The following is a 12,578-nucleotide window of genomic DNA, read 5'->3' as shown; positions in this document are numbered from 1 at the left end:
GGCCATTCACCCGAGAAAACTGCTTCCAACGCTCGTCATACTCCTTGCATTGGCGGGCCTGTCACTATCGGTGATTGGCGAGTCATTCTCTCATGGTGTGGCCAACTTGGCAGGCGACTGGGAATCGCAGTTTGACGGCCAAGCGAGCAGTCATGGTGCGCATGGACACACCCATGATTTTGACGAAGAGCCAGAGACATCATCAGTGCATCATGATGCTGGCAATCATACCCACGAGACCGTGGACCAGCTAAGGGTTCCGTTTGTTTCCCAAAGCCTGACCGTTCTCCGGCAGCCCGTGCCCTTTGTCGGAGGTTCTCCCCGCAGTTTGCGCTATCGGCTTGAACGTCCTCCAAAAGCTCTCCTTTCCGCTTGATTCTTGCCGCTTAGGCGGCCCGAGAAAACACATTCGATTGGAGTCTTTATGTTGTCAAACTTGACAGGCCGATGCCGTGGTGTGTCCTCAACGGGCACAGGCAATCGCCTACTCTGGATATTTCTGACTTTGGGCTTGCTGGGGCTGAGTACCGACGTACTCGCCCATGCCGTGGCTCAGGGCGACAAGGGGTACATCCAGGAAATTACCGGGATAAACCTTATTTCGTTCATCTACCTGGGGGCCAAACACATGGTCACCGGCTATGACCACCTGCTGTTCCTGCTGGGTGTCATCTTCTTCCTCTACCAGATGAAGCACATCGCGATCTACGTGAGCCTGTTTGCCCTCGGGCATTCCACCACAATGTTGCTGGGGGTGTACTTCAACGTGGGCATCAACAGCTACCTCATTGATGCGATTATCGGTCTGTCCATCGTCTACAAGGCGCTGGACAACATCGGTGCCTATCAGCGGTGGTTTGGCTTCCAGCCCAACACCAAGGCCGCCACGTTGATTTTCGGGTTCTTCCATGGTTTCGGCCTGTCTACCAAGATCATCGAATACGACATCTCGCCGGACGGCCTGATTCCGAACCTCCTCGCCTTCAACGTGGGTGTGGAAATCGGACAGCTCATCGCCCTGGCCATGATCCTCATTGCTATCAGCTTCTGGCGAAAAACCGACGGCTTTTTCCGCCATGCCTACACCGCCAACGTGGCCATGATGAGTGCAGGTTTTCTGCTCTTTGGCTATCAGCTTACCGGTTACTTTGTCGCCTGATTCTGGAGATTTTTTATGTACAACACCGATATACCCAACCGTGAAGAACTGCCCAGCACTGCCAAACTGGTTCGATCCACCATCATTGCCGCTTTTGTGGCGCTGGTTCTGCTGGCTACCGTGGTCATGCCCGCCGAGTACGCCCTGGACCCAACCGGCGCAGGTCGCCTTTTGGGCCTGACTGAAATGGGCGAGATCAAAGAGCAGCTCGCCGAAGAGGCTGCTGCTGACGAGGCTGTTCAGATGGTTGCTGTTCAATCCTCAACTGAGCGACAGGCGCCGGAAGTCAATGCACCTGTCGTGGATGAAGCCGTTGAGAAGCCAGCCCCCTCACCGGAAGCAGAGGTTGCGTCTTCTGAGCCAGAATCTGCGCCTGCACCAGAAATTGCGGAACCGCAGTGGCAGGATGAAGTGCGCGTGATTCTCACACCGGGAGAAGGCACCGAATTCAAACTTACTATGGAGGAAGGTGCTACAGCCCGGTTCTCCTGGGTGTCAGAAGGTGGCCCGATCAACTTCGATACTCATGGCGATGGAGGTGGTCAGTCAATTTCCTACGAGAAAGGCCGGGGCGTGCCTGAAGACGAGGGCGAGCTGGAGGCAGCCTTTACCGGCAATCATGGCTGGTTTTTCAGAAACCGGAACGACAACGACATCACTCTGGTACTGCGTACCGGAGGAGACTACGGGCAGTTTAAAAAGATGTTGTGACGTTCACCAACGAATAAGCGCCGAGGGGTCTCCGGGCCTATGTTTTCATAGGTCCGGACCGTGCTTAAGTAACTTAATGTTCTACAGTTCGCTAAACCAAAAATCTGGAATTCTTCATTAATGCGATCAAATATTGGCTCATTGAAAAGGTAATAATCACACCTGAAAAACCGGAGCGAATCCACCTCCGGGGGTACGAAAATTGGTTGTCTGGCCTTGGTATATCCTCGCCGCAACCAGCATACTTTTGCCGGCGTAGGTATACAGCCGAATGTCGACTTTTCGGGTGACTACTGCATCGTCAATTCTCAGGGTTCGTTCTCCAGCGGGGACAAGGTCCTGGGCGATGTAGCCACCATTCAGGATGTTCTCGAAAACGCGCCGGGTTAGTTTGTCGCCCCGGTAGACGCCTTTGCTGCCATGGCCGGCAACCGGCTTGAAGAACAGATGACGTCGCGCACTCCACAACTCAGCCGCGTCGTTCCTCGAAACCTGCCTGGTTTTCGGCACGGCTCTCTCCAGGTAGCCTGCATCGGCCTCATTGAGCCCCCAGTCTCGAAGGGAGTGGGGTGCGGATAGCAGGGCCAGGTTTCGCTTGTCAGCCAGCACAGCGTGCACATGGGGATTAGGCGTTACCACCACGGCGCCATCCAGATAGGCATGCCTTAATGCCGCATGGGGCGCGGCGTCCAATGCGAAGTCCACCAGACGGTTGTAGACCATATCAATGGGCTTACCGCGGGCTGTCAGCGTACCGCCGGCATACTGAAGCTCCTGTGGATCGAGTATCAATGTATCAATTCCTTTGGCTCGGAGAATCTGTTGGGCCAACTGGAATTCGGGGAACATAAATTGTGTCTTTGGGGCATCGTCTACTATGGCCAGGCAACTGGGCCCGAAATTGTCGTGCTGGCTTTGCCACTCCTGTTTGAACATTGAGAACACCGCGTCCTCGAATCCGTCGAGCGGCTGCTGGGGTGTTGTGGGTTGTTGAGATGGGTCGCAGCAATTGCGCTGGGCTCTCGACAAGACAAGGTTCAGGAAGGCGCCACCGGCGTTGGTGTTGATTTCGATCAGCCGGGGGCCGTCGGGACCCATGTGAAAATCATAGCCCATGAACGCCCCGATGGGCCCTGGATTGAACTGTGCGATTTCCGGTGCCCAGGAAAGTACTCGTTCTCGGTACGAGGGAAGCTCTGAGGCCGCTTCAATCGACTGAACGATCCTCTCCATCTCCGCTATGTCGGCTCGGGGTACGAAAACCGGTGTGTTTGAAAAAAGGTGATCGAACTCCGGGAGCGTTGACAGTTCGCTTCCAGCATCTGAAAGCTGGTTGTGGAGGCTCTTGTTGAGGGCTATTCGGTCAAGAGTGATGCAGTAGCATTGGCGGTTGAGTTCGTTGGCCCGGCTGTTTGCTATTCGTCTGTTCTCATAAATAGGTTCCGGCATCTGGAGTCCGTCATTCGAGGTTTGCAATGGTTGAAACGGCTTACTTAATGCTCGAAGAATCTATCTTGCATTTGTGATTTGCGTCAAATAGATCCACATCTTGTGTCTGTTTTCAGGTCTGTTTTCAGGTCTGTTTCAGTTCCGCGTGTTGAACTACTGCTAGGTAAATTGGTGCTTGCCATCTATCTTCGACTCTCACAATGGGCGGCGATCTCTCCCGTCGATGGCAGCCTTTTGATCACCAGTCGGGCCGAAGCCAAGCTCTGGGTGCTTGATCCGGGCTCTCTGGAGATTATCGATGACGTTTCTTTGGACGGGATAGGTCACCAAATATCGCTAGAGGCATACTAGCCAGTAAGCCCCACTGACAAGCTTTTCCCAAAGGGAATCTATATGGATAAGCGTTTCAAGATTACGTTGGCAATTTTTGCGGTCATCGCTTTGGTTTTGCTCTGGGGCGAACATAAGGTTCACCTTCTGGGTGCTTTGCCGTGGTTAATCCTTCTGGCATGCCCGTTTATTCATATGTTTATGCATGGAGGGCATGGGAATCACGGTGGCCATAATCACCACGATCAACCGGAAGGCAAGAGTGGAGGCCAACGCGATGACTGATGCTTCGTCCGATTACGGTCTTTGGGGACTGGTGGTTCTAAACTCGGTGATCTTTATTTTCTTCGCTTTCAGTTTTTTTAAGCCACAGACCCAACGAGACTGGCGATCCTTCGGTGCGTTCAGCGCGTTTCTCGTGGCATTATTCACAGAGATGTATGGGTTCCCGCTGACACTCTATTTCCTGTCCGGTTGGCTTCAGACCCAATACCCGGATGTGAATTGGCTTGCCCACGATAGCGGGCACTTGCTTGAAATGCTCTTTGGTTGGCAGGGTTCTCCCCATTTCGGCCCCTTCCACTTGTTGAGTACGGTGTTTATTGGTGGAGGTTTTTACTTGATTGCCGCCGGGTGGCGAACCCTGTACGCGGCGCAAAAAGAGCGAAAGCTGGCTACGAGTGGGCTCTATTCGTATGTTCGGCATCCTCAGTATGTCGGCTTTGTCTTGATTATGTTTGGCTTCCTTCTGCAGTGGCCAACACTTATAACTCTGGCGATGTTTCCGGTTTTGCTCTGGATGTATGCCCGCTTATCGATCAGTGAGGAGCGGGAGGCAGAGAAAACGTTCGGGGAAGCCTGGCGGCACTATGCCAACAAAACTCCCAGGTTTTTGCCGCGGTTGCGCGGATTGGGGCGGCAAGCTTGAACAAAAGCTCTACTCATCTGCCGGGTAGACAAAGGAGCTGTTGGTGAGCCTGTCACTTTCGATACGTTCAGTCGCCGGAATGGTTCTTGTTGCCTTTCTTTGGGCGATCTGCTTTCCTTTTATTGTGGTGGGATTGCCGGACGCGCCACCCTTGCTTTTTGCCGCTTTACGCGCATTGTTGGCAGGGTTGTGTCTGATTCTGATCGCTTTTACAAAAGATGGTCGGCCCAGTTATTCGCTTCGCCAGCTTCTAATGCTGGCCGTAATTGGCCTCAGTTACACGGGTATGGGGCTTGGAGGGATGTTTCTCGGTGCTGGCAAGCTGGGACCGGGGCTTGCAACGGTTCTGGCCAATGCGCAACCACTGTTTGCGGCGGTTCTTTCGTTTTTTATCGTTCGAGAGGTGGTGACCGGGCGTGTGTTTGTGGGCCTTTTGATTGGTTTTATTGGTGTTGTGGTGCTAGCGATGCCAGAGATGGAGTTTGGTAACGCCAGATTTTCAGGGGCCGTCTATGTTCTTGGTGGAGCCATCGGAACCGCCATTGGAAATGTGCTGCTTAAATACCAGGCCGGCAGCGATGATATCTATTGGTCAATGGGCATCCAGCTTGTCATAGGCTCAGTGTTTCTGGGAATAGCATCCGTGAGCCTGGGCGAGGGCTTCGAGATTGATTGGACCTGGTCATTTACGACGGCCATGTTCGTTCTGGCCATTCCGGCAACGGCAATGATGGTTGTGCTTTGGTATGCCTTGCTCGCCAGCGCGCCCTTGAACAGCCTCAATTCGTTTACCTTTTTAACGCCTGTTTTCGGTCTCGCTATCGGAATGCTTTTGTTCGGCGAAACTTTCACATCACTGGAGATGACCGGGATAGGAATCACAATTGTTGGCTTGGTGATCGTTGTTAAAGCGCCTGGGAAAACAGATGGCGGTTCCGCTGTCGGGGAAGAGGCAAAGGTGATCCGTAGCTCATAGTAGAAAAGGGAGTAGTCAATGAGAGTCTGGATCAGCGTTATCCTTTTGTTTGCCGCATCAGGCCGTCTTGTCGCGGGCCCTCCCTCGGCAGTTTCCTTGATTGAAGGCATGGAACAGACTCTGTGGTCCGACAGCAATCACGGGCGTTTCACTATGCGGATCGAGTCTGAGTACTGGACTCGCACACTGGAACTGGAAGCCTGGATGAATCGTCCGGAGCATACGTTGATTCGCATTCACGCGCCCAAAAAAGAGGCCGGCATCGGCTCGCTGCGCATCGGCGATGCCATGTGGAATTACTTGCCCCAAGTTGATCGCACCATCAAGATCCCACCGTCGATGATGCTCCAGCCATGGATGGGCTCCAACTTCAGCAACGACGACCTGGTCAAGGAAAGCTCGTTCGTCGAGGACTACACCCACGAATTGGTCGAAACCGACGATTCCGGTGAGGTGCCTGTGTATCGGGTTGTCTCGACGCCCCGACCTGATGCCCCGGTAGTGTGGAGCCGTCTTGAATTCAATGTTCGGGAGGACTCGATCCCGGTTTCGCTTGTCTACTACGACGAGCGCGATCAGATCGTCAAACGCATGACCTATGAGCAGATCGAAACCATGGATGGGCGGCGGATACCCACCCGCTGGACGATGGTGGACGCCGATAACCCCGAGTCCCGCACGGTGATCACGATTGACTCTATTGAATTCGACCTGCCGATCGATGAAGAGGTGTTTTCATTGCGCCGGCTGCGCAACCCACAGTGAGGGGCCGGCATGAGCATCTTCCATGTCTTAAACGAATCGCGGATCTACCGTCAGGACTCAATGTCCGTCAAGGCGCTCGAAGAGGTGTAGGTCGCCATTGAGGCCGGTGAGTTCGCAACGATGGTGGGGCGGGCAAGACCACGCTGCTGAATCGAATAGCCAAAAAAATTTGATATACAGCAATCGAGATGTTGGTTTTAGTATATATTCAGTTTCGATTCAGGTGAATGGTGTTTACTGGGTATGTCGCAAATCGACCTCGTTAAGGAGCTTCGCTACGAAGAGTTTTACCAAAGTAGTCGCAATCTCGTTGATCATGGCCACACCGGCTGTCTGGGCACATGGTTCAGACAACCAGCAGGGGGCTGGTGGAATGATGATGTCCACTGAACAGATGCAGGAAATGCAGCAGAACATGTCCCGCATGCAAGATTTAGCGCCCAAGATGCGCGGAAGCTCCGGACAAAATCGGCAAAAGTTCATGCAGGAGCATATGGAACTCATGCAAGAGCAGATGCAAATGATGCGCGGCGGCATGATGGGCGATCAAGGAATGATGAATGGTCAGGGGATGATGAATGGCCAAGGAATGATGAACGGTCAAGGGATGCAGGGAAGTTCGAACCAAGGAAATCCCGTAATCAAATCAGAAAACCGCATCCAGTTTATGGAAAAGCGGATGGATCAGATGCAACTGATGATGGAGCAAATGCTGGAACATCAGCGGGAGCTTCAAGATCGCGAAAAGTAACTTTTTGACCATTGTTGGGCATACCGATGGGGAGCTCCTCAGGTCTGGTGTCTGAGGGCCTCATCGGCACAGGCCCATGGTGCTCCGTGAAGTTGAGGGACAAAAATACGATGCTCAGGGCAAAAGTCTCATTCTCCGTTCTTTTGGTTGCATTGCTCAGCGGCTGCAGCGACGGGGCCGTGGAGGGGCGCTGGTACACTCAAGCCCAGGTCGAGCGCGGTGCAACTGTATTCGACGACAACTGTGCAAGTTGTCATGGTGGCAATGCTCAGGGCTCCTTCAATTGGAAAACGCCCCTGAAGGATGGCTCCTACCCGCCACCACCGCTCAACGGAACGGGGCATGCGTGGCATCATCCTTTCGATATGCTGATGGGTACAATTAGTCAAGGTGGTGCTCCCATAGGTGGGCAAATGCCGGCCTTCGAAGGAAAACTCTCCAAGGACGACCAGAAGGCCGTTATCAGCTACTTCCAGAGCAAATGGGATAAGCGGATCTATGATGCATGGTTTGAAAGGAGTGGGCTGTAATCTCTTAGTTTTTGGTCAAGGCTCTCGCGACCTCTCAGTGCGGGTCGCCCGGACCAGATCCTTATAGAATTCATGCGCCGATGAGCGCATTTTTTCATTGCGCCTCCTGCGCAACCCACAGTGAGGGCCTGGTATGAGCATCGTCAATGTGGAAAAAGCGTCGCGGGTTTACCGTCAGGATTCCATAGCCGTCAAGGCACTCGATGAGGTGTCAGTCACCATCGATGCCGGGGAGTTCACAACCCTGGTGGGCCCATCCGGGTCGGGCAAGACCACGCTGCTGAATCAGATTGGAGTCCTGGATGAGCCGGATAGCGGGCGCATTCAGGTGGCGGGCAAGGAAATCACCGGGCTCAGCCGCAAGAAGCGGACCCTTCTGCGGTTGTGGAAGATTGGCTTTGTCTTTCAGGAATACAACCTGATCGGTGTGCTGTCGGCGCAGGAGAATGTCGAGTACGTGTTGATGCTACGGGGAGTGCCGTTCCGGGAGCGCCGCGCCGAGGCCCAGCGTATTTTGGTGGAGGTCGGTCTGCAAGGGCTGGAGCGGCGGCTGCCCCATGAACTGTCTGGCGGCCAGCAACAGCGTGTCGCGGTGGCGCGGGCGATTGTCAGCAAGCCCGCCATTGTCCTGGCCGACGAGCCCACGGCCAATCTCGATTCCAAGACCGGCGGGGCGCTGCTGGACTTGATGCGTGGGCTCAATGCCGAGCATGGCATTACCTTTGTCTTCTCCACCCACGATCCGATGGTGATGGAACGCGCGCGGCGGGTAATCCATCTCCGGGATGGCCGCGTCGAGCGTGAGGAAATACGGCCGTGATGGCGTGGCTACGGCTGGCTTTTGGCAATCTCCGGGTTAATCGCCGGCGCACCGCCATCACACTGTTGTCGGTGGCCGTCGGTGTCGGCGGACTGGTGTTTCTCTGGGCATTCATCGATGGCATCAACGCCCAGATGATCAACAACATGACTGGCTATGTGACCGGCGACCTGAAGGTACATCAGCGCGGCTTTCACGACGACCGGGAGATGAACATTGCCCTGGCCGAGCGCTGGAATCTCGCAGAGGATGTGTCGGCCGTAACCGGTGTGGCGGCGACCACTCCCCGGGTAACGGGCCATGCCCTGGCCAGCCGTGCGGACCAGTCGCGGGCATTGCAGGTGATGGGCGTCGACAGCGCGACGGAACCCCATGTAACCCGGCTTGACCGGTCGATTGTTCGCGGCCGCTATCTGACCGGCGGCAATGAGATCCTTGTGGGCGTCGACGCAGCCAGTGCCCTGGATGTCTCTCCGGGCGACGAGCTGGTACTGGTGGTACAGGCGGCGGACGGCTCCATTGGCGCCGACCGGTTCGAGCTGGTGGGCGTGTTCGAGACTGGCATCAAGCGTATCGATGGCTTCGTGGCCCAGATGCCCCTGGCTTCGGCCCAGGCGCTGTATGCCTTTCAGGGGCGGTTTACCGAGATCGCGGCCCGCGTGCAGGATGCCGACCGGCTCGACGAGGTGGTCGGCACCGTGCGGGATCGGCTGCGCGACCAAAATGTGGAAGTTCTGGGCTGGCCGGCGCTGATGCCATCGCTGGTGCAGATGGTCGCCTTTCACGACGCCGTCGCCTACATCGTGATCTTCGTGGTGTTCGTGGTGGTGGCTGCCGGCATCGTCAATACCATCCTGATGTCGGTGCTGGAGCGCAGCCGGGAGTTTGGGGTGATGATGGCGCTGGGCACGCCAAGCAGCCGCATCGTCTGGCTGGTGCTTCTGGAAACCGCGATTCTGGCCGGCCTCGGCTATCTGTTGGGGCTGGTGCTTGGATTGTCGGTGACCTTCTATTTCGGTAGCCATGGGCTGGACTTCAGTGCCTATATCAAGGCCATGGATACCATGCCGGGGCTTAGTGGCATCGTCTATCCCACCATCGAAGCCCAGCGTCTGGTGGTGATTGGTGTTGTGGTGGTGTCGGTCGCCTTGCTGGCAGCCGCCCTCCCGGCCTGGAAGGCGAGTCGTAACAGCCCGCTGGAGGCGATGGGGGCGCGGCGACAGGTGATCAACCGCATCCGCCGCATTCACTGGCAGGTGACGTCCGACCACCGGCTGCTGATTTTCGCGCAAATGGCACTCCGTTCGGTGTTCCGCAACCCGCGCCGGTCAGTGATTACCGCCTCGGCCACCGCGTTCGGGCTGGCGGCCTATCTGTTCCTGTACGCCTTCGCCGATGGTTTCTTCGAGCAGATGATCCAGAACTCGACCCAGCAGCTCAGCGGGCACGTGCAGGTGATGGCAAAGGGTCACGACGTGGATCTGTCGCCAGATTTACGTATTGCCGACAGTCGGGCTCTTCAGCGGCAGTTGCAGGAGCGTCCTGAGGTTGAGGCGGCCGCACCCCGGGTATTGCTGCGTGCCATGGTGGCAAACCCCGGGAAGAGTCTGCCGGTGGAACTGGTGGGTATTGCGCCTGAACAGGAGCGGGCGGTTACCAAACTTGCCGGCTACATGGAGCAGGGCACCTACGTTCGGCCAGGGGGCAACGGGATCGTGATTGGCCGAAAGCTGGCCGAGGAGTTAGATGCTCGTCTTGGTGACAAACTGGTTATCACGGTACAGCAGACGGGCGGCGACCTGGCCTCCAGCGCCCAGGCGATTCGCGGTATCTATCGCACTGGCAGTGACCTGTTTGACACAGAGTATGTCTTCGCCGATATCAACACAGTCCGCCGCCTGGGTGGCCTGCTGGAAGATGAAGTCTCGCGGATTGTGTTGAGGCTGTCAGACCGAGTGGAGAGTGCGGTTCTGGCGAGAACCTTGAATCAGTCGCTGCCTTTGATCAACGGCGGACTGGAGGCCCAGGGCTGGGAAACCCTGCTTCCGGTGGTCGTGCAGATGGTGGAAATGAGCCAGGTGGATTTCTATCTCATTCTGGCGGTGGTCTTTGTGGTCGTCGCCATTGGCGTCATGAACACCATGGTGATGTCGGTGATGGAGCGAACCCCGGAACTGGGCGTCATGCTGGCATTGGGTACGAGAGGGGGACAATTGCAGCTGACGATTCTGTTTGAGGCATTCTTTCTTGCGGTATTGGGTATGGTGGCAGGAACGGCGGTTGGCGGACTGCTTGTTGTCTGGCTTGGCATTACCGGCATTGATCTGTCCTCGATCAGCGGCGCTCTGGAAGCCATCCCCGGCCTTACCGATCGTATCTATCCGGTGCTGATTTTCGATCACGTCTGGCTGCCCAGCCTTCTGTTGTTCCTGTGCTCGGTGCTGGTGGCGCTGTATCCAGCCTGGCGGGCGTCACGGCTGGATCCGGTGGAGGCGATCCGGCATGGTTAAACGCATTCAACTGATGATGGTCGCGATGGCCTGGCTGATGCTGGCTTCAAACACCGAGGCTGACTTCAGCTATTCGGGGTCGCTCAAGAACCTAAGTGCCGGGTCGCGCTCGCTGGTTGATGACGAGAGTTACTTCTCCAACCTGACTCGCCTGCGTCTCGAGCCCCACTATCGATATGAAGACTGGGTTCTGGATGCGGCTTACGACCTGGAAATGGTGACAGGCAGTTTCCTGGACAGCCCGGAGTTTGCCCTGCTCAAGGGTTCTCCCGATCCACGCTACTGGGATCTCCAGGGGGACGTGCATGAATCAAGGGATGTGCTGGCGCGCCATCAGCTTTACCGTGGCACGATACAGTGGCGCCTGCCGGTCGGTGATTTCCGGTTTGGCCGCCAACAGGTGAATTGGTCCACAGCGCTCATCTGGAACCCCATGGACATTCTCAATCCTGTCAGCCCACTCCAGTTGGAGCCCGATGAACGCATGGGCGTGGACGCAGTGTTATGGGACAGCTCCTGGGGGGCAACGGGCCGAATCAGCGCAGTGCATGCACCGCAACACAGTGACGCAGACGCCAGCACGGCGGCGAGGGCCAAGCGTTTTGTTGCCGGAGTCGATGCAGGCGTGATGGTAGGCGAGTTCGCCGGTGCGACCAGGGCGGGCATCAGCGGCAGTGGCTCAGTGGCCGGCACCGGTTGGCGTACTGAGCTCGTCTGGAGCAAGCCAGATGCGGGTGATAGTTACTGGCAGGGAGTAGCGGATCTGAACTGGGCGTTTCGCAACGGGCTCAATCTGGCCGTTGAATATTTCCATAACGGTCAGCCGGTATCGCCGGGGACGACAGGTCTGGCCAATCTTGTGTCCGCGCAGCCCCTTTATGCCGGGCGTCATTATGCCGGACTACTGGTATGGCAGGATATCAACCCGTTCTGGATGTACCGGGTGGTCGCCGTCCGTAATGCCGATGATGCCAGTTGGGTGCTTTACCCGAGATCCACGTGGATACTGCCGCTGAGCCAGGAGATCTATTTCACTGCCGGAGCCCAATGGTTCGGAGGTGACGACGACAGCGAGTACGGGAGACTGGAGCCGCTTGGGCTGATGGAGATTCAGTGGTTTTTCTAAAGAATTTGTCGAAATTGCCATGGATTTACGAATAACCGCGTTCGCGTCCATTTAATCTGAAGGGAGAAGCTCCTTCGATGGGCGAGTTTTTGATTAGTTAAGTAGTCGTTTTTCGAACAGATAATTGAAATCTTTCATATATATTGTAAAAGAAAAACTGAAAATTCAGGTTCATTTCAGGGAGACGTGATTTAATTGGTACCACATTAAGGCCTGCTTCGTGCATTTGCGTTAGCTTCCTTTATGTTATCTCAGGTTTCCTCGCCGCAGAAATATCTGCGGCTTTTTTATGCTTCCCATATTAGGCCACTAATTTGTGGCTCCTTAGTTTGCAAAAATCTAGACCTCTCACACTTAATATACTATTTCAAGCTATTGACTATATCCTGAATCAGTGACTTTGCAGGCGAATATACCCCGCAAATCGCCATCGGCGCTAACGGGAGCCATCAATTGTCGAAAAATAGGTTGCGAGTGCCTGAAACGCGCAGCCTGAAGTCGACCAGAGACCAGGATTTGGCTG

At 55.5% G+C, this 12,578-nt stretch carries 12 protein-coding genes; 11 read left to right on the top strand and 1 reads right to left on the bottom strand.

Features of this window, described 5'->3' with window-relative positions:
* Positions 1-424: 424 nt before the first annotated feature.
* The gene (locus tag ABJM11_RS10545; protein ID WP_175497415.1) at positions 425-1,159 is read left to right on the top strand and encodes a HupE/UreJ family protein; all 735 of its coding nucleotides are present in this window, start codon (positions 425-427) and stop codon (positions 1,157-1,159) included.
* 15 nt (positions 1,160-1,174) lie between these two features.
* Complete coding sequence (locus ABJM11_RS10540; RefSeq protein WP_104272274.1) at positions 1,175-1,870, top strand: hypothetical protein; 696 nt, start codon at positions 1,175-1,177, stop codon at positions 1,868-1,870.
* Positions 1,871-2,026: 156 nt separating this feature from the next.
* Here the strand turns inward: ABJM11_RS10540 and ABJM11_RS10535 are convergent, their stop codons facing one another.
* The gene (locus ABJM11_RS10535; RefSeq protein WP_199453472.1) at positions 2,027-3,319 is read right to left on the bottom strand and encodes a hypothetical protein; all 1,293 of its coding nucleotides are present in this window, start codon (positions 3,317-3,319) and stop codon (positions 2,027-2,029) included.
* 393 nt (positions 3,320-3,712) lie between these two features.
* On the opposite strand from ABJM11_RS10535, the gene ABJM11_RS10530 reads away from it, so the two are divergent.
* From ABJM11_RS10530 to ABJM11_RS10490, 9 genes are all read left to right on the top strand, one after another.
* Positions 3,713-3,934 carry a DUF2933 domain-containing protein gene (locus ABJM11_RS10530; RefSeq protein WP_081467492.1) on the top strand — a complete coding sequence of 74 codons (222 nt, stop codon included), beginning with the start codon at positions 3,713-3,715 and terminating at the stop codon, positions 3,932-3,934.
* A complete protein-coding gene (locus ABJM11_RS10525; protein WP_338355741.1) occupies positions 3,927-4,577 on the top strand; it encodes an isoprenylcysteine carboxylmethyltransferase family protein in 651 nt (216 codons plus the stop codon). Before ABJM11_RS10530 ends, ABJM11_RS10525 begins: the two co-directional genes overlap by 8 nt.
* A gap of 43 nt (positions 4,578-4,620) precedes the next feature.
* Positions 4,621-5,553, top strand: coding sequence for a DMT family transporter (locus ABJM11_RS10520; RefSeq protein WP_092033484.1), 933 nt, complete (start codon positions 4,621-4,623; stop codon positions 5,551-5,553).
* Between the two features lie 18 nt (positions 5,554-5,571).
* On the top strand, positions 5,572-6,318 hold the full coding sequence (locus tag ABJM11_RS10515) for an outer membrane lipoprotein-sorting protein (protein WP_348292712.1): 747 nt from the start codon (positions 5,572-5,574) through the stop codon (positions 6,316-6,318).
* A 373-nt stretch (positions 6,319-6,691) separates the two neighbouring features.
* Positions 6,692-7,069, top strand: a complete 378-nt coding sequence (locus ABJM11_RS10510) for a hypothetical protein (RefSeq protein ID WP_348292711.1) — start codon at positions 6,692-6,694, stop codon at positions 7,067-7,069.
* Between the two features lie 110 nt (positions 7,070-7,179).
* Positions 7,180-7,599 carry a cytochrome c gene (locus ABJM11_RS10505; protein WP_232902503.1) on the top strand — a complete coding sequence of 140 codons (420 nt, stop codon included), beginning with the start codon at positions 7,180-7,182 and terminating at the stop codon, positions 7,597-7,599.
* A gap of 133 nt (positions 7,600-7,732) precedes the next feature.
* Positions 7,733-8,419 carry an ABC transporter ATP-binding protein gene (locus ABJM11_RS10500; protein ID WP_348292709.1) on the top strand — a complete coding sequence of 229 codons (687 nt, stop codon included), beginning with the start codon at positions 7,733-7,735 and terminating at the stop codon, positions 8,417-8,419.
* Positions 8,419-10,929, top strand: coding sequence for an FtsX-like permease family protein (locus ABJM11_RS10495; protein ID WP_348292707.1), 2,511 nt, complete (start codon positions 8,419-8,421; stop codon positions 10,927-10,929). The genes ABJM11_RS10500 and ABJM11_RS10495 overlap by 1 nt, the downstream gene beginning before the upstream one ends.
* Positions 10,922-12,055, top strand: a complete 1,134-nt coding sequence (locus ABJM11_RS10490) for a hypothetical protein (RefSeq protein WP_348292706.1) — start codon at positions 10,922-10,924, stop codon at positions 12,053-12,055. The genes ABJM11_RS10495 and ABJM11_RS10490 overlap by 8 nt, the downstream gene beginning before the upstream one ends.
* The last annotated feature ends 523 nt before the right edge of the window (positions 12,056-12,578 follow it).

The sequence above is a fragment of the Marinobacter sp. genome (assembly GCF_039977835.1).
Taxonomy (GTDB): domain Bacteria; phylum Pseudomonadota; class Gammaproteobacteria; order Pseudomonadales; family Oleiphilaceae; genus Marinobacter.
The sequence above is the reverse complement of the archived record's forward strand: the minus strand, read 5'-3'. Positions and strand labels throughout refer to the sequence as shown.

Bases quoted from the DNA above. Each gene is read 5' to 3' on its own strand.
- ABJM11_RS10545 (WP_175497415.1), top strand. From the start codon at position 425: ATGTTGTCAAACTTGACAGGCCGATGCCGTGGTGTGTCCTCAACGGGC.
- ABJM11_RS10540 (WP_104272274.1), top strand. From the start codon at position 1,175: ATGTACAACACCGATATACCCAACCGTGAAGAACTGCCCAGCACTGCC.
- ABJM11_RS10535 (WP_199453472.1), bottom strand. From the start codon at position 3,319: ATGCCGGAACCTATTTATGAGAACAGACGAATAGCAAACAGCCGGGCC.
- ABJM11_RS10530 (WP_081467492.1), top strand. From the start codon at position 3,713: ATGGATAAGCGTTTCAAGATTACGTTGGCAATTTTTGCGGTCATCGCT.
- ABJM11_RS10525 (WP_338355741.1), top strand. From the start codon at position 3,927: ATGACTGATGCTTCGTCCGATTACGGTCTTTGGGGACTGGTGGTTCTA.
- ABJM11_RS10515 (WP_348292712.1), top strand. From the start codon at position 5,572: ATGAGAGTCTGGATCAGCGTTATCCTTTTGTTTGCCGCATCAGGCCGT.
- ABJM11_RS10510 (WP_348292711.1), top strand. From the start codon at position 6,692: ATGATGATGTCCACTGAACAGATGCAGGAAATGCAGCAGAACATGTCC.
- ABJM11_RS10505 (WP_232902503.1), top strand. From the start codon at position 7,180: ATGCTCAGGGCAAAAGTCTCATTCTCCGTTCTTTTGGTTGCATTGCTC.
- ABJM11_RS10500 (WP_348292709.1), top strand. From the start codon at position 7,733: ATGAGCATCGTCAATGTGGAAAAAGCGTCGCGGGTTTACCGTCAGGAT.
- ABJM11_RS10495 (WP_348292707.1), top strand. From the start codon at position 8,419: ATGGCGTGGCTACGGCTGGCTTTTGGCAATCTCCGGGTTAATCGCCGG.
- ABJM11_RS10490 (WP_348292706.1), top strand. From the start codon at position 10,922: ATGGTTAAACGCATTCAACTGATGATGGTCGCGATGGCCTGGCTGATG.